16 protein-coding genes and 4 pseudogenes are annotated in these 16,385 nt (G+C 34.8%); 6 read left to right on the top strand and 14 right to left on the bottom strand.

Annotation, left to right across the window (positions count from 1 at the left end; genetic code table 11):
- Window positions 1-88 precede the first annotated feature (88 nt).
- Entirely contained in the window at window positions 89-514 is a 426-nt protein-coding gene (gene ytfJ / locus ACIQ7L_RS13505; RefSeq protein WP_335359831.1) for a GerW family sporulation protein, read from the bottom strand.
- A 132-nt stretch (window positions 515-646) separates the two neighbouring features.
- Here ytfJ and ACIQ7L_RS13500 point away from each other — a divergent pair, with 132 nt between their 5' ends.
- Window positions 647-1,432, top strand: coding sequence for a GNAT family N-acetyltransferase (locus ACIQ7L_RS13500; RefSeq protein ID WP_400569816.1), 786 nt, complete (start codon window positions 647-649; stop codon window positions 1,430-1,432).
- A gap of 27 nt (window positions 1,433-1,459) precedes the next feature.
- Here the strand turns inward: ACIQ7L_RS13500 and ACIQ7L_RS13495 are convergent.
- The 3 genes and pseudogenes from ACIQ7L_RS13495 to ACIQ7L_RS13485 form a co-directional block, all read right to left on the bottom strand.
- Window positions 1,460-1,585, bottom strand: a pseudogene (locus tag ACIQ7L_RS13495) (GNAT family N-acetyltransferase); the annotation flags it as partial.
- Between the two features lie 18 nt (window positions 1,586-1,603).
- Window positions 1,604-1,993, bottom strand: a complete 390-nt coding sequence (locus tag ACIQ7L_RS13490; protein ID WP_400569815.1) for a cupin — start codon at window positions 1,991-1,993, stop codon at window positions 1,604-1,606.
- A gap of 58 nt (window positions 1,994-2,051) precedes the next feature.
- A complete protein-coding gene (locus ACIQ7L_RS13485; RefSeq protein WP_400569813.1) occupies window positions 2,052-2,618 on the bottom strand; it encodes a GNAT family N-acetyltransferase in 567 nt (188 codons plus the stop codon).
- A 165-nt stretch (window positions 2,619-2,783) separates the two neighbouring features.
- Here ACIQ7L_RS13485 and ACIQ7L_RS13480 point away from each other — a divergent pair, with 165 nt between their 5' ends.
- Window positions 2,784-3,404 (top strand): DUF1648 domain-containing protein, encoded by a 621-nt coding sequence (locus ACIQ7L_RS13480; RefSeq protein ID WP_400569811.1) that lies wholly within the window; start codon window positions 2,784-2,786, stop codon window positions 3,402-3,404.
- Between the two features lie 115 nt (window positions 3,405-3,519).
- Here ACIQ7L_RS13480 and ACIQ7L_RS13475 read toward each other — a convergent pair.
- Both ACIQ7L_RS13475 and ACIQ7L_RS13470 read right to left on the bottom strand, forming a co-directional pair.
- A pseudogene (locus tag ACIQ7L_RS13475) lies at window positions 3,520-3,702 on the bottom strand (SH3 domain-containing protein); the annotation flags it as partial.
- Between the two features lie 85 nt (window positions 3,703-3,787).
- A complete protein-coding gene (locus tag ACIQ7L_RS13470) occupies window positions 3,788-4,210 on the bottom strand; it encodes a GNAT family N-acetyltransferase (RefSeq protein WP_400569809.1) in 423 nt (140 codons plus the stop codon).
- A gap of 130 nt (window positions 4,211-4,340) precedes the next feature.
- On the opposite strand from ACIQ7L_RS13470, the gene pdxR reads away from it, so the two are divergent.
- Together pdxR and ACIQ7L_RS13460 are read left to right on the top strand one after the other, a co-directional pair.
- On the top strand, window positions 4,341-5,741 hold the full coding sequence (gene pdxR, locus ACIQ7L_RS13465; RefSeq protein ID WP_400569807.1) for a MocR-like pyridoxine biosynthesis transcription factor PdxR: 1,401 nt from the start codon (window positions 4,341-4,343) through the stop codon (window positions 5,739-5,741).
- 386 nt (window positions 5,742-6,127) lie between these two features.
- Window positions 6,128-6,847: a class I SAM-dependent DNA methyltransferase gene (locus tag ACIQ7L_RS13460; protein ID WP_400569805.1), complete on the top strand. Its 720-nt coding sequence runs from the start codon at window positions 6,128-6,130 to the stop codon at window positions 6,845-6,847.
- A gap of 44 nt (window positions 6,848-6,891) precedes the next feature.
- On the opposite strand, the gene alr is transcribed toward ACIQ7L_RS13460, so the two are convergent.
- Window positions 6,892-8,070 (bottom strand): alanine racemase, encoded by a 1,179-nt coding sequence (alr, locus tag ACIQ7L_RS13455; protein WP_400569803.1) that lies wholly within the window; start codon window positions 8,068-8,070, stop codon window positions 6,892-6,894.
- Window positions 8,071-8,242: 172 nt separating this feature from the next.
- Here alr and ACIQ7L_RS13450 point away from each other — a divergent pair, with 172 nt between their 5' ends.
- Entirely contained in the window at window positions 8,243-8,704 is a 462-nt protein-coding gene (locus tag ACIQ7L_RS13450) for a DinB family protein (RefSeq protein WP_400569801.1), read from the top strand.
- A 77-nt stretch (window positions 8,705-8,781) separates the two neighbouring features.
- On the opposite strand, the gene ACIQ7L_RS13445 is transcribed toward ACIQ7L_RS13450, so the two are convergent.
- The 5 genes and pseudogenes from ACIQ7L_RS13445 to ACIQ7L_RS13425 all read right to left on the bottom strand — a co-directional run bounded on the left by ACIQ7L_RS13445 (window position 8,782) and on the right by ACIQ7L_RS13425 (window position 12,858).
- Entirely contained in the window at window positions 8,782-9,558 is a 777-nt protein-coding gene (locus ACIQ7L_RS13445; protein ID WP_400569800.1) for a Cof-type HAD-IIB family hydrolase, read from the bottom strand.
- A gap of 74 nt (window positions 9,559-9,632) precedes the next feature.
- Window positions 9,633-9,842 (bottom strand): annotated as a pseudogene (locus ACIQ7L_RS13440) (histidine phosphatase family protein); the annotation flags it as partial.
- A 145-nt stretch (window positions 9,843-9,987) separates the two neighbouring features.
- On the bottom strand, window positions 9,988-11,139 hold the full coding sequence (gene spoIIP, locus ACIQ7L_RS13435) for a stage II sporulation protein P (protein ID WP_400569798.1): 1,152 nt from the start codon (window positions 11,137-11,139) through the stop codon (window positions 9,988-9,990).
- 319 nt (window positions 11,140-11,458) lie between these two features.
- Window positions 11,459-12,427, bottom strand: coding sequence for an SPFH domain-containing protein (locus ACIQ7L_RS13430; RefSeq protein ID WP_400569797.1), 969 nt, complete (start codon window positions 12,425-12,427; stop codon window positions 11,459-11,461).
- Between the two features lie 2 nt (window positions 12,428-12,429).
- On the bottom strand, window positions 12,430-12,858 hold the full coding sequence (locus tag ACIQ7L_RS13425) for an NfeD family protein (RefSeq protein ID WP_400569795.1): 429 nt from the start codon (window positions 12,856-12,858) through the stop codon (window positions 12,430-12,432).
- A gap of 435 nt (window positions 12,859-13,293) precedes the next feature.
- On the opposite strand from ACIQ7L_RS13425, the pseudogene ACIQ7L_RS13420 reads away from it, so the two are divergent.
- A pseudogene (locus ACIQ7L_RS13420) lies at window positions 13,294-14,000 on the top strand (MFS transporter).
- Between the two features lie 242 nt (window positions 14,001-14,242).
- Here the strand turns inward: ACIQ7L_RS13420 and ACIQ7L_RS13415 are convergent.
- Together ACIQ7L_RS13415 and ACIQ7L_RS13410 are read right to left on the bottom strand one after the other, a co-directional pair.
- Window positions 14,243-15,718 (bottom strand): amidase family protein, encoded by a 1,476-nt coding sequence (locus tag ACIQ7L_RS13415; RefSeq protein WP_400569793.1) that lies wholly within the window; start codon window positions 15,716-15,718, stop codon window positions 14,243-14,245.
- A 214-nt stretch (window positions 15,719-15,932) separates the two neighbouring features.
- Window positions 15,933-16,379, bottom strand: coding sequence for an NUDIX hydrolase (locus ACIQ7L_RS13410; RefSeq protein ID WP_400569791.1), 447 nt, complete (start codon window positions 16,377-16,379; stop codon window positions 15,933-15,935).
- Between the last annotated feature and the right edge of the window lie 6 nt (window positions 16,380-16,385).

Below are 16,385 nucleotides of genomic sequence, written 5' to 3'. Positions count from 1 at the left end.
AGAAAAAACTTCAAAAACTATTTACAATTTCATGAGTTTTATTACATAGTGATTACAAGAAAAAAAACCTGTTAAAAAACAGGCTTTTTTATGCAATTTCGTCTGGATTTTGAGGACGATGAGGTTCATCATGCTTTTCATTTTTTTGAAAAATAGATTGAATCTTATCAATCGTTTGTGGTGCAAGTTCAATCACTTTTTCAGCTAAGTGTGTCGCATTTTGTAAGTGAAGAATATTTACGCCATCCTTGTTCACAACAAGAAATGCTACCGGCGTAATCGAAACACCACCCGCACTACCGCCGCCAAATGCTGGATTTCCTTGTGTTCTTTGCCCGTCATTCGCTTGAAAATCTGATCCCCCTGCTCCGAATCCAAATGCGACTTTGGAAACAGTTAACACCACACCGCCGTCAGCCGTCTGAACAGGCTCTCCAACAATCGTATTAACATCGACCATTTCCTTTAAATTCTCCATTGCTGCTTTCATTAATCCTTGAATTGGATGATCCACCGTTCATAACCTCCTTTGTCATATCTTTCCTAGTTTTTCCGAAACTTTATGAACTAAACATAAAATTTTATATTGAATTCAAAAACAATAAGTAATAATATTTAGAAAAAACAAATAAAGAGAGGGTTATTTATGATACGGAAATTGACAACGAGTGATCATGAACAAGTATTTGCATTTCTAAAGGAAGAATCCGCAATTAACTTATTTATCATTGGAGACGTTGAGGCATTTGGTTACGATACAGATTTCCAAGAATTATGGGGGAAATTTGCAGAGAATGACAAAATACAATCAGTATTACTACGCTTTCATGACTCATTTATACCATATGGAAAAGCAGACTTTTCTGGAGACGACTATGAAGGGATTCTTTCAACTTATAACCCCTTAAAAATCTCCGGTAAATCAGACGTTGTAGAAAAATTTGAAAACATACAAAGCATACAACTAGGTCTAAAAAATAAAATGTATTTTTGCGAATGTAAAGATGATACCAGCTTACCAACTACTCCAATTCACGAAACAATTAAAATTGCTTCAATAGATGATGTGGAACGAATTATGCAGCTGCGAAGTAACATTGAAGAATTCCCTAGCGCAGACCAATCAGAAAAAATTTTAAGGCAATCCATTGAAACGAATACAGGACGCACTTACTATATTGAAAAAGATGGAGAAATCATCGCTTCCGCCTCTACCTCTGCCGAAAATTCCTTATCCGCAATGGTTGTTGGAGTATGTACACATCCAAATTATCGTGGGAACGGATACGCTTCACTCATATTACAAAAAATGATACAAGATTTTATTAAAGAAGGAAGAACACTTTGTTTATTTTATAACAATCCAGCAGCTGGACGAATTTATAAGCGGTTAGGATTTAAGGACATTGGGATGTGGACGATGTATCGATAAGTTGAAAAGCCGATTTTAAAAAATCGGCTTTTCAACTAAATAATATGCTCCTTTTTCCAATAAAAGCTTTGTAATTTCAATTGCTTTTTCTATGCTTAACTGACAATTTTCTCTTGTTCCTTCAAAAAGCGATTATGCAGCACAATTTAATATTTGCTCCGTCTCTCTCTCTCACCCGCCTTCGTAATCATTCTTTTCTCCCTCCAGCTCTCCAATCGGCATTAAAATACCATGTTCAAGATTCTCTGACTCAATCACAATTGCCATAAGTCCATTTTCCGTATTTGTCTCATGAAACTCCCCCTTTTCCCAAAAAACAGCTTGCCCTACTTTTACTTTCACTTTTTCTTTGTCTGCGCCACAAACAAACCCATCTCCTTCTACGATAAGAAGCAGTTGAGATACAACTGCTTCATGATACCCGATACTTCCCTCCGCTTGTAAATGCATGCAACCGATATGTGTATTACCTTGATGTCTTAATATTCTTGACATAACAAAATCAGATTGAAATATCGATATGTGATTCCCTATTTTTTCACTGAAATCAAATATTTTCATTCATTATCCCCCTTATATGTATAAGACCATCCTCATTGTTTGCAGCATACATCTTTCTTCATTTCTTTGTTACATGTAACGCTTCCCATTCTTCACGAATCATCCCCATACGGATCGAATCATAATATGTACCGTTATAATAGCGACATTTCCGCATCCTTCCTTCTAACTGCATCCCTATTTTTTCAGCTACTTTTATCATTCGTTCATTTCCAGACCAAGTCGTTAACCCAACTCTACCAATCTCCATATTTTCAAATAGCAAATCTCTATACAATCGTAAAGCTTCTGTACCGTAACCGCCATTCCAATATGCTGGGTCATAAATGACAATGCCCATCTCTAGCCAACGCGTCGGCTTATGTTCCCAATAAAAACTTACCGTTCCGATTATTTCACCTTCATTTTCAACAATAAGCTGGGATAATGGTTCTTCTTTTAATCGTAATTGTAAGTTTTCTTTGTACACTGAATACTCTTGAATAGAAAACGGAAAGTATGGTGCATCCCATTTCTTCCACTCTGGATTTTCTTCCTTAAATACGAGATCCCATAATAGCTTTATATCACTTTCTTCAATTGTGCGAATCGTAATTTTATTCCCCTTTAACATGACTTTTTGCATAAGCTCCTCCTACACACTTTGTTATTTAATATATACAATTATAATGTTTTTTCTGAAAAATCAAAACAAAAACCTTAATTGTATTGTATAATTTTGTAAGAAACCCTAATATTTCATAAATACTTAAATCATCACTTTTTTAGTATGTAGAAAGCAGGTGAAACGATGAAAAATCCTTTCGGTATTATCCTCTTGCTTATTATTATCGCAACAAACATCGCTTTATATTTCTTTTTACCTTCAGAAATTGTAACGAAGTGGGACTTTAATGGCAATCCTACTTCATCTATGGATAAGAGTACTTTTATCATTATTAATTTAATATTATGCTCTTTTTTAGCCTTTCTATTTTGGTGTTTTTCACAAGCAATGGAAAATCCAAAATTCTTTTTATGGATGGGAAATACGATGCTACTTTTTTTATTTTTTACAGACACTATGATTGCTTTAATCGCCCTTGGCTTCCCTATCCCACTTGAAACTCTTGTCTTTTTCGCAGTAGGTTTACTTCTTATATTAACCGGCTACTTCAGCTCAAAAATTGATACTACAAAATCAACTGTATCATTTCAATGGAATCATAAACATCTTGAGAGGAAAGCAACAAAAATTTGTAGCGTATCACTTATAATAGCTGGTATTTTCATTTGCCTTCTTCCCTTAACTATTCCCGCTCCATATAGGGAATACGGTATCCTTGTAATCATTTTAAGTATGACTATAGTTATAATACCTAGCACTATATATTTACTTATACAAGATCAAAAACAATCTTCTAAATTTTAATTCTTTTAGATAATTAAGGAGGCACTTAGTAGGCAACAAATTCAAAAAATGTACCAACGTTTTCAAGAAGAGATGAACGGTATAAAAAATAGGAGGATCTCCCTCCTATTTTTTATTAGCTAAACACCTTTAACTCCTTCTCATCTAATTTAAGAAGACCTTTCTTAATCCAACCTTCCAAACCATCTTTTTTTATTAAATCATATCCTGTACAGCTGTTATCAATAAGAGAAACCATATCACCTTTCCTTACACTTATTTGCGCACAAGAAATATCTGTTCGAGCAGTAAAATCGCCTATTACACCTTTTTGGTAAATCATTTACTCTACAATATAAAAAGCAGATTCTATTACATGTAGAATCTACTTTTTTCCTTATCAATTATAATTCTTTGTGAAAAGAATAACTTACCTTGTCATATCCTTCTCTTTCATAAAATCGATGCGCGTCAACTCTCGAAAATGCGGATGTCAGAACGATAGAACTGCACCCTTTTTCTCTCCCCCATTTCTCTATATATGACAAAAGAACCTTTCCGTATCCTTTTGATCGATGTGCTTCCGCCGTTACAAGATCATAAACAAAAACATGTTTTTTATTATAAAAGTTCGTACAAACTGCTACACCAGCAAGACTCACAACTTCATCTTCGTTATTACATAATGAAAACAGTTTGTAATTTTCTTCTTTCATTTGTTGGAATAAAGAACTTACCTCTTCTTTTGAAAGTGCAATTCGTAATTGTTGCAAAACAGGTAATACCTCATGTAACTGCGCTTCTGTTTTCACTTCTCTAATATTCATTATACTCTCCCCTAACTATTTATAAAATTTTCCAAATGTTATATCATCATTATAAGCAGAAACTGCCTTTCGCTTAAGTGACAGTTTATCTATTTTTTATAAGGCCAGTTAGGAAGGTGGACTGTATACGATGGATTTTACGATTCCGCTAAAACTAAAAAGCACAACACCCATTTATATACAAATTTACGACCATATAAAACGAGAAATATTGAAGGGAATGCTTCCTGCTGGAACCCGTCTTCCCTCACACAGAAACTTAGCATCACAGCTTAACGTTAGCCGTATTACAGTTGAATCTGCTTATCAGCAATTATCTGCAGAAGGATACGTAGAAAGTAAACCGAAGCGCGGTATATTCGTTGCAAAAGTTGATATCGATGTGATTCCAATTAAACAAAATAGCTTGTCGTACGAAACTAGCAAACGAAAAGAGGAACAATACGATTTCGATTGTAGTCAAGGGATCATTGATCAAACAGCTTTTCCAATTTCAAACTGGAAAAGAGCATTACAAGAAACCTTACTCCAATACGAAAAACATTTATTTTCCAGAGAAGATCCACAAGGCGAATTCATTCTTCGAGAGCATATTTCAAAATATTTATATCATGCTCGCGGCGTAAACTCTTCACCTGATCAAATTATTATTGGAGCTGGTACACAACCTCTTCTTTGGCTGCTTCTTCAACTACTTGGTCCTACAAAGGAATATGGGATCGAAAACCCTGGATTTCATCGCGTAAATGCGATTGTTAAAAGTTGCGGGCTCTCAATTCATCCTATTCCATTAGATGAAAAAGGAATTGATATTTCAGCTTTACGTAAATCACATGCAAACGTAGCATACGTCACTCCATCGCATCAATTTCCGTACGGAATGATTATGCCTTTATCTAGAAGACTTGAATTATTAAAATGGGCCAATAATTGTGGCGGCTATATTATTGAAGATGATTATGATGGGGAATTTCGCTACGTAGGAAAACCCATTCCCTCCTTACAAGGACTCGATTCAAACGAACGTGTTATTTATATGGGAACTTTCTCAAAATGCTTTTTACCCTCTTTACGAATGGGATATATCGTATTACCAAATCATCTGTTACAAGCGTATAAAGAACTCGGGGGCATCTTTAAACAAACTGTTTCAACGATGCAACAACTTGCTTTTGCCACCTTTATTCAAAAAGGAGACTGGAATCGGCATATAAATCGAATTCGTACGTTATATAAAAGAAAACACATCGCGTTAGTTAAATCCATCACGAGTGAAATGAGGACTCACGTTCATATACTCGGGGAACAATCAGGACTTCATATCGTACTGCATGTTCATAACGGCATGACCGAACAAGCACTTATTGACGCTGCTGCAACAAAACGAATCAAACTGTATCCTCTTTCTATATACGATTCCGTGCATGATTTACGAAAGGAATCATATGTATTACTCGGCTTCGGCGGTATTCAAGAAAATTGTATTGAAACTGTTGTAAAATTACTGAAAGAAGCTTGGTTTCCAAACTAAAAGTAGCTTCAATTTATTTGATACGATTAGCATACGCCAAAACAAACATACGTTCCATAAAAAAGAGACGTTTTCTTTACAAAAGAAAAAACCGATTCATCCCCCACCTTCACTCCGTTTAGAGGAGGGGGGCTTCTCGGTTAAAATGATAAACAGTCGGTAGGAATAATTACCATGAATACCCAAAATACACTCCCCCTATCCGGCTTCGCTGTGCATCCTTTTTATCCAGAAAAAGGATACAGAAGAAACATCCTAGAATATATCGTATATACACGAGTCGCTGAATGACATACAAAGATTGTATTAGAAGTTGAAACAAAAAACCGCAATGCTCTAAAACTTTACGAACAATTATAATTTGGCGGAATACAAGGAGGATACATATGCCAAACAAAGTCATTTATTCTGATTATGATATTTTCGCATCTATTTATAATAAGCATTGGGGACACTTTGCCGAGCAAGCCTACCCTGCGTATGAAAAACTACTTTTGCACAACGCACCACAAAATGCTCATGTGTTAGATCTTTGCTGTGGTACTGGTCATCTTACAAGAAAACTAGTTGATAAAGGGTTCACCGTAACAGGAATAGATGGATCATCCAAAATGATTCAGCACGCACGCGAAAATGTACCCGAAGCATCTCTCATCGTAGACGATGCTCGTTTTTTTAGTACCGAGGAAAAATTTAATTACGTCCTATCTGTTGGAGATAGCTTAAATCATATTATGAATTTAGAAGAACTGACAAATGTATTCTGTAACGTTTACTCTATATTAGAAAACAATGGTATCTTCGCATTTGATGTCAATATGGAAAATGCATTTATTGACGGCTGGAAAAATCCCTTTCATATTGTAGAACCTAATTATATATGTACAGTAAATCCCAGCTATGATCATATACAAAAAATAGGGAGGATGGATTTTATACTTTTTAAATATGATAGAGAAGATATTTGGCGGAGAAGCGATTTCTCTTTCACAGAAGCTTGTTATCCAAAAGAAGAAATTATCTCTTCTCTGCAATCTGCCGGTTTTAAAAACATCCAATCTCATGGTGTAAATAGAATGATCTTTATATGTCATAAAGTGAACTAATACGTAAAAAGGCCGAATCATAACAATATGATTCAGCCTTTTCCTCATTTATTTTTTCTTAATATATTCACCACGGTAGTTATTTCACCATTTTCTTTATACACACGTGGAATTCTTCGGTCTAACATACAAGTCACTTCATAGTTAATTGTTCCTAGTAAATCTGCAATTTCCTCTACAGAAATTTCTTCCTTACCTTGTTTCCCGTAGAAAACTACTTCATCTCCTACATGTACAGGCATTGCCTTTGTAACATCCAGCATTAATTGATCCATACAAACACGGCCAAGAACCGGCACACGAATTCCATTAATTAGTGCAGATCCTTTATTAGATAATTGACGATTGTAACCATCCGCATATCCAATTGGTACAGTCGCAATCCATTCCTCACCCGTTGTCATATACGTATTCCCATAACTTACACCACGATTTTTTTTCGCATGCTTAATATGAGCTACTTTCGACTTTAATGATAATGCGGGCTTTAAAGACACGGCTTTATGATCTACCTCTTTTGAAGGATACATACCATAAATCCCAATCCCAACACGAACCATATTTTGAAACGTATTACCAAGCTCCATTGATCCAGCACTGTTTGAACTGTGGATATACGGGAGATGAATTCCTAGTTCTTTTGCTGTATTTACAGCTTTCTCAAATAAATTCATTTGCATATTTGTATACGTTTTATCAACTTCATCAGCTGTAGAGTAATGTGTAAACATACCTTCTACTTCTATATATTTCATATTTTTTAGTTCTTCTAAAAACGGCAAGACTTCTTCTTCTTGTAGACCAATCCGGCTCATTCCTGTATCGATTTTCACTTGAATACGAGCTCTCTTTTCAAGCTGATTGGCAATTTCATTGATACCTTTTAAATCCTCTACTCTATATACCGTTATCATAATATCATGCTCAATCGCATCTTTAACAGCATCCACTGGCGTATAGCCTAAAACTAAAATCGGTACAGTCACTCCTGCCTCGCGCAGTTCAATTCCTTCATCTACAAATGCAACAGCAAGTTGATGAATTCCTGCCTCAATTGCCGCTTTTGCCACTTCAACTGATCCATGGCCATACCCATTTGCTTTGACAGCTGCCATCATTGTAATATTTTCATCGTTCACACGTTTTTTAAATTCTCTCACATTATGTTTTACATCATCTAAATTCACTTCAACAATTGTATCTCTTCCATATATCGAACTCATCGATCTAAACTCCTAACTCAATAATTGCTTTCCATTCTATTTCTCGTTTAATATGACCTTTTACAATATAATATTTTTCATTTTTTTAGTCAAACTACTAGAATTTTCGGAATTTTGAGTATGATATAATACTCTTAAGACACCATTATATACGAAAATGAGGGGAATTACAATGTTTGTTCAAGCTGCGCTGCATCAACTTAAAGTTGCCATTGATACATTTATACAAATACTTAATCAATTCGACGAAAAAGATTTACAAATTAAACCACTGCAAAACAAAAGATCGCTATTTGAAATGTGTACTCATCTCTCACTTATTTGTCATGCTGATTTACTTATTTTAAATGGCGCTACACAAGAAGAGTTAAATACCTTTTATTTAGAACAAACATCAAAAACAATTCCTCAAATGAAAGAAATGCTACTCCAAGGATATGCACTTCTTTCTAAAACGTTCTTATCTTATTCAAATAATGAACTAGCTGAAGTTATGACCGCATATTGGGGTGTTTCTTATTCTCGATTCGAGTGGTTACTTGAAATTGTTGCTCACATTTATCATCATCGTGGACAAATTCATATTTTATTAATTGAACATGTTAAGGACCTCAAAATCTCTTTATTCGAATGATTTTTTCATTCGAATAAAGAAATCAATAAGAACACGAAGAATTCCTTAATTAAAATTACTTAACTGGTGATTGCCTTTTAAATGATACCAAATTTCGTTAATGCGTAGTCTATCCCACCTTCGCTTGCCTTTTTTGTAACGAAATCTGCCTTTTGCTTTAGCTTTTCCCCACCATTTCCCATGGCAATTCCTAAACCTACATACTCCAACATATCAATATCATTTCCACCATCCCCAAAAGCGATCGCTTCCGATCTACAAATATTGAGATAATCCAACACCTTTTTAATAGCCGTTAACTTAGAAACTTCAGTATCTTCAAGTACATTCGTAACGTAACCGTGAAAACGTTCGAATTTGAGTGTTGGAAATCTTTCTAGAAATTTTTGAGCTTCTGTTTCATTTGCATACAAACACACGCAATAAACTTCTTCTGAAAGTGATTTCATTTTTTTAGGATATTGTTGTAAGTTTAAAGTCTCTTTTAATGCTTTCATTACCCTTTCATCATCAGAAGCCATTCCGTTCATTGCGAATATTTCAGTAAGATAAGAAACACCATACCCATTTACCTCAGCAAAAACCGAGATATCTTGAACTGTTTCTCTTGAAATCACTGATTTATGTATAACGCTATCATTATATTTTATTAGTGCACCATTGGCAGAAATAAACGTATCGATACCCATTGTCTTAAACTCTTCACACAAATTGTGCGGCCTTCCTGTTGTAACCACTACTTTTATTCCTTTTTCAATTAATTTCTCAATCGCTTCTTTCGTGCTTACTAGTATGCTCCTATCAATCTCACTTAATAAAGTGCCATCGACATCAAAAAATACAACTTTGTACATATTATCCCCCTGTCTCATTACTAAATAACTCTATGCTTCTCTCATTCTAATGACATCCTTATCGATTAATTGTATTATTCAGTAATAAATATCCTATATGCCTGCCAAATGACTCCGTTAATAAAATGAATGATTCTCTCTTTATCCCTAAGTTCAATTAAACTAATGCCTGTATCTCCTGTTTTAAAATAATAATCCCTATTGATTGGCATTTGGAAAAAAGCACGTAATATACTGTTCATTACTCCACCATGTGCAACAATCGCAATTTGTTCATGTACATTTAAAATATCTGCTTCTGATTCTCCGTGCCAGATTAATAGTATTTGCATTCCTACCCTCTATTATTCGGAATATTCCCAAAAGAAAATTCTACCATGTTTCGTATGCTGTTTAAACAAAAAAGAACAGTCTCCTGTTCCTTTCACATCATCCATTCACTTTCTCTGCATCCCAATAATATTTACTAAACACTTCAGCGAGTACATCAATCGTGTTATATAGCTCTTCTAAAGTATTATCAACGCCACCAACTTCGATAAGCATTGCATTTTTTGATAAATCTTGATTATAAACGCCATTTCCATCCTTTTTATATTTTGGGAAAATCCCTCGACTTAATCCGTAATAGTTTTCATCTAGATATGAATTTATCGCTCTTGCAATCTTTTCATTATTGGAATGCCCTTCGTTTTCCATTCCTATTATAAAATACAACCTTGCATAGGATTTTCCATTAATCACTTTTGTCGTAACATTCTTTCGTTGATCGTCCCTATGAATGTCGATTGGAAACATAATTTTTTTATTTTGCGCTAACGCTTCTTTCACATAACCATGAGATGCATTATATGCTTGATACCATTTTAATTTCTTATTCGCTAGTAAATCTCCCATGTTTGTTTTATCATGAAAAACTGGTATTCCTTGTCCCTCCAATTGTTCTTTTAGACGCTCTCCTAAAAGCGAAACATTTACATCTGGACTCGATGGACTTTTCGCTCCAGGTAATAATGGATAGAAAGATTCCCAGCTATGTGTATGATAAATAAATATAGCACTTTCACCTTTTACATCGCTTTTATTTTTTTGTACAGGATTCTTTTCGTCTGCTTCTTTAACTTTCTCCTTCGCTACTTCACGTTCTTTCGTTACCTCTTCAATTGGCACACTAGATTCATTGGGAATATTCGTATAATCTGTTCCTTCTCCAGCTACGATAATATTAGAATAGTACTTTGACATCCCAGGCACTTCTTTTCCAACGAACGTTCTTAAATCTTGTATTTTAAGATCCGTCGCAATAGAAAATAACAAATTCCCAACTGATTCTCGCTTATTTGTTTTAAAATAATCAAATGCAAAATAATGATTTTCATTCTCCAGCATTCGAACAAAACCTTGCATCGAAACCTTCCCAAACCACTGATTCACATAATAAGATTTCATTGTATGTAAAAGCGAAGTCACAATAGACGCCGTTGCTACTATTACAAATGCATAGGATAAAATAAACAGCAGTAATTTCTTCCCACGTATACGAGTTGCATACTTTTTCAATGTATCACCTTCTTTATACATTGATATGTACAAGCTTTATGTAATATACATTTTCAATACACTTGTTACATTTAGTGCAACTGCTAAAAAGAATAGGAAAGCAAATACCTTTTTATTTGATCTATACGCGTTGATAGAACTTAACGAGAAACAAACAATATATAGTCAATGTAACCAAACAGAATAGTTTAAGTATGAATTGAAAATGATATCTTTCATTACCCAACACCAAATCAAAACAAATACACCCACCATACAAATCTTTAAAACATGTAAAAATCGTTTCATGGAATCCCCCTAAAAAAAAAGAGAAATGGCAGCCCATTTCTCTTTCTCGTTTCTATTGTTCTTTTGGTGTATCAGAAGAAGGTAATTTCTTCGCTTGTTTTTCTTTAAAAATTTCACCGATTGCACCAAGTGTGCCGAGTGTTTCAATTGCATTTGATGGGATGAAGACTTTATTAGCTGGCCCTTTTGCAACTTCAGCTAATGATTCAAATGATTTATAAGCAAGAACGCGCTCATCTAAATTCGCTTCACGTATTAATTCAATACGGTTTTGTTCCGCTTTCGCAATTGTTTCGATTGCCCTTGCTTCCCCTTGTGCTTCTAGTTCTTTTGCTTCTCTTATACCCTCTGCTTCGCGAATACGCGCTTCTTTATCCCCTTCAGCCATTAAAATTTTGCTTTGTTTTTCTCCTTCAGCACGAAGGACTTTATCTTGTTTAGCCGCTTCCGCTTCTAAGATAATCGCACGCTTATTACGCTCTGCTTTCATCTGTTTTTCCATCGATACTTGCACGTCTTTCGGCGGATTAATATCAACCACTTCCACACGTTCGATACGCACGCCCCATTTTTCTGTTGCTTCATCAAGAGCTAAACGAATTTCCGTTGAAATTTTCTCACGGCCTGATAATGTTTCATCAAGTTCCATCTTACCAATAATTTGGCGCATTGTTGCAGAAGTAATATTACGAACACCATATTCGTAGTTAGAAATACCATATGTTGCTAGTTCTGGTTCAACAATTTGATAGAAAATAATTGTATCGATTTCCACTTGTACGTTATCTTTTGTAATAACTTTTTGCGGTGGTACATTCGTTTGTTGAATACGTAAATCATGGTACACGCGAACACGATCTACAATTGGGATTAAAAGGTTTAACCCCGGATGCATAATACGTTGAAATTTACCAAATCTTTCAATAACCCCAACTTTTTGCTGTGGAATAATTTTAATTGCTAACGCTACGAATACAACGACAATTAATGCAAAAATAATCGTTAATGTTAATGCTACCATCCTTATTCACTCTCCTTTTTCACATATAAAACAGTACTGCTCCTCTTTATAACGATGACTCTTTCTCCAGCAGAAATGGGGACATTTGAAATAGCAGTCCAAATATCTCCATCCACTTTCACAATCCCATTCCCCTCACTTGTAATCGCTTGCATGATGATACCTTTTTTGCCAGCAAGTTTATCGACAGTGTCGGTAAACCCTTTTGCCTCTCGAAAATTTTTGGAGATTCTTTTCGTAAAGAAAGTTAAAGTTAAACTCACAATTGCACCTACAACAACTTGTAGAAATAATGCCTCTGGGGCAAATAGTGCAATAAGACCTCCGACAACAGCTCCAATTCCAAGCCACAGCATGTAAAAAGTAATTGATAACATCTCTGCAATAAATAAAATTCCAGCTATAATAAACCAAACTACCCATCCATTCATATGCCACCCTCACTTTCTTTTCTATTTTCTACATGTATATGAGAAAAAGAATTGTTTATCCCGCTATTCGCGAGCAGCAACTCCCCCGTCTAAAGATTCAGAGAAAACAAGGTAGACTTGTGTAAACGGATAAATAATTATCCATAAAAGCTTAATCCGTGAAGACTAACCATCAATAGTAGATAAAAAATCACACTCATCTACTCCATACGGGGTCCATTACTAGAAGCTATTATACATATTCACTGTCGCAATGGGTATTAATAAAATAGTATATTAATATATTCTTCATTATACATGAAAATCCTTGTGTAAAAGTTACAAAAATAAAATTCTTTCCAAAATTCATTTTACAGATTATATTAAATATAAAGAAAAAATAATTATTCAAAGGAGGCATCCTTATTGCACAAACACCCCTTATCTTTTTATTGGATGTCTAAAATATGTATTACTCTCGCTGATGTTGTTTATGTTATGATTCTTACTACTCATATATATATGACAACCAAATCATCTACTATCACAGCCCTTTTTCCATTATTACAAGTTATTGCAAACCTAATTGCTAATACATCTGCACCACTTCTAATAAATCGTTTTCCGTCTTATTCATTACTCTTTACACTACAATGGATCAAAACAATCTTTTTAATTCTCTTAACAATTTTATTTCCTATTTTATCATCAAACGTTACTGTTCTTTTAACTTTCGTTATCCTTATTTCATTATGCGGTGGCTGGAGTTCTCCTTTATTATACGCTGTTATTCCACGCCTAACACCACAAGAAAAGTTAGTAAAAGTAAATAGTGTCTTTTCTTTTTCAACACAAATCGTTCAAGCTGCTGCTTATTCCTTTACAAGTATAATTGTCCTTCTCATCAAATGAGAGATATTTCTCAAACAACTGTTTTACAAACAAGTGTATCACCTTCTTTATTATCAAAAATGTATACCGCTCACGGTACACTCACTTCAACCGCTTCAGGTCTCTCAATGCTAAGCGTTGGTATCATCACCGATATTTTCGGTGTACGTACGATTTATATCATTGCTTCTTTTCTTATTTTATGTTCTGCTTGTTTATCTTTTATTTTACTAAAACACACGAAGCAGCAAGAAAAGGACGTTTCTCTTTAACTTTATATAGTAGAAAAAGGATAGGGCGCCCTATCCTTTTTTACTATATAAATCCATTTTAATTTTTCGCCATCTAAATCCCTGCTATACAGAATAAAAAATAACCTACACTCGTTTGCTCTTTCTGTTCTTACTTCGCATGTGGCAGAAAAAGGCCCTGACCGCTTCTATGCATGGCCAGATGCTCTCTCCCACCTAAAAAGAGGGGGTTTATGTCATTTTTTTAATTGATGTATATATATTTACGACAAATTCGGAGTTCTTCTATGCTTTGTAGCTTGTTCAAACGCATATGCAAGTTTAATTAAAGTCCCTTCGCTAAAAGCGGTACTTGCCAAAGTAATTCCAAAAGGCCTTCCGTTTTTCATATATCCAGCTGGTACCGCTATAGAAGGATAACCAGCTTTGGCACATATTGTTGACCCTATATATGAAGGAAAAAGAATAGCATCAAGATCGTATTTCTTTAAGGCAAGATCAATCCCTTGCTCCTGGGAAAAATATAAATCTTCTAACCTTGCATTTAAATACTCATGATTTCTTAACGTATTAGGAAAATCCTTTCTTAATTCCAACTTATTTTGCCCATATTTTAATGCTTTTTCTTCTATACTTTTATTAAATGCTATTAATTCAGAAATAGAATGCACCGGAATAGTTGGAGGTAGCTTAGAAAGATAGTTATCCAAGCTATGCTTTAATTCATACAATGAAACTCCCCAGCTCCATTCCCTATGAAAAGATGGAATATCTATACCTTCTATTACTGTCGCTCCTTCATCCTGCAATGTTTGTATCACATTCTGAAATAGCTCTTCATCATACTCGCCAGATTCATAATAGTCTACAGGTGCTTTGTTGAATACGCCAATCTTAGCTCCTCTTAGACCATTAGACTCTAAATATATTGTATAATCTTGCGGAACTCTCCCTTCACTTTTATAAGTTGCAGGATCGAGCTGGTCTATCCCAGCTAAACTACTTAATAGAATTGCCGCGTCTGTTACTGTTCTAGCAAATGGTCCCGCTGTATCTTGTGCATATGTGAAAGGTATAATCCCTTTTCGGCTTATTATACCAACAGTAGGCTTAATACCAACTACAGAGTTCTGCACGGCTGGGCTTAAAATAGAAGCATCCGTTTCTGTCCCAACAGATAAAACGGTAAAGTTTGCAGCAACAGCTACTGCCGATCCTGTACTCGAACCACCAACAAAAAGGTTATCATTACCTGGGCCATATGGGTTAATGACTTGGCCTCCTCTTGAACTATATCCAGCCCACATTTCAAAAGACATTCCATTTGCTAATTCTGTCATATTCGCCTTCCCCAATATGACTGCACCCGCTTCACGTAGTTTTTCAACAAGAAATGCATCTTGACTACTCACATAATTTTCAAGAGCAATTGTCCCTGCACTTGTATGCATAGAATCCTTTGTTTCGATATTATCTTTTAGGAGAACAGGAATACCATGTAAAGGCCCCCTAACACCCTTTATCTTTCTTTCATGATCTAATCCTTCCGCAATAAAAATTGCATCTGGATTGATTTCTAGGATAGAATTTATTTTCGGACCGTCTTGATCATACTTTGCTATCCTATGAAGATAATACATAACTAGCTCTTTCGAAGTAAATTCCCCATTTTCCATCGCTGTTTGTATATCATGAATTGTTAATTCTCTTTTTAGTAGTTTATTAAATTGAATCTCCATCAAATTTCTCCCCTTACTAGTTCTTCCCTAGTTTCAAATCTTATCTTATTACTTATTAACTTTAATCATTTCGCTCTCTCCTCGTTTCGACAAATAAAAACTCTACTTAGAATTTCAACTTTCACTTTCAAAAACCTTCCTTTTCAAGGAAAATAAAAAAACGTCTTAGACGAACAAAATCCGTCTAAAACGTTTTTAGTGTATAAACAAATTTTCATTTCACATACATCTCTTCTAGCAAATGTACAAATTCACCCTGTTTCCCTGCTAACATAGGACATTTTGTTATATCAATCCATTTATAACAAAATGTCAGGCCCTCATCTTCCTCTCCCGCACTTACTATATGTTCCCATGTATCCTTAACGTCCGTTAGTAAAGAAATATGAAAGAAATGGCATTTTTGATACTCCTGCTTTTCTTTCACGTAGATGATATAATCATCAATGAAACGTTCTATGCACAAATGACGCAGTCCTGACTCTTCCATCACTTCACGCAGTAGTGCTATTTCTAATTTTTCTCCTTCATCAACTGTACCACCCGGAACTTGTATACCTGCTTCTGGCATATTACGATGTGTAAAAACAAGTAATTGCATCATGCCTTCCTTTTCCCTTGTAATATATGCGTATACCTTTTTCTTATATAACATCGCCATCTGATC

Origin of the sequence: Bacillus sp. NPDC094106 (assembly GCF_044764345.1) — a bacterium.
Lineage (GTDB): Bacteria > Bacillota > Bacilli > Bacillales > Bacillaceae_G > Bacillus_A.
This window is presented reverse-complemented; position numbering and strand designations above follow the sequence as displayed.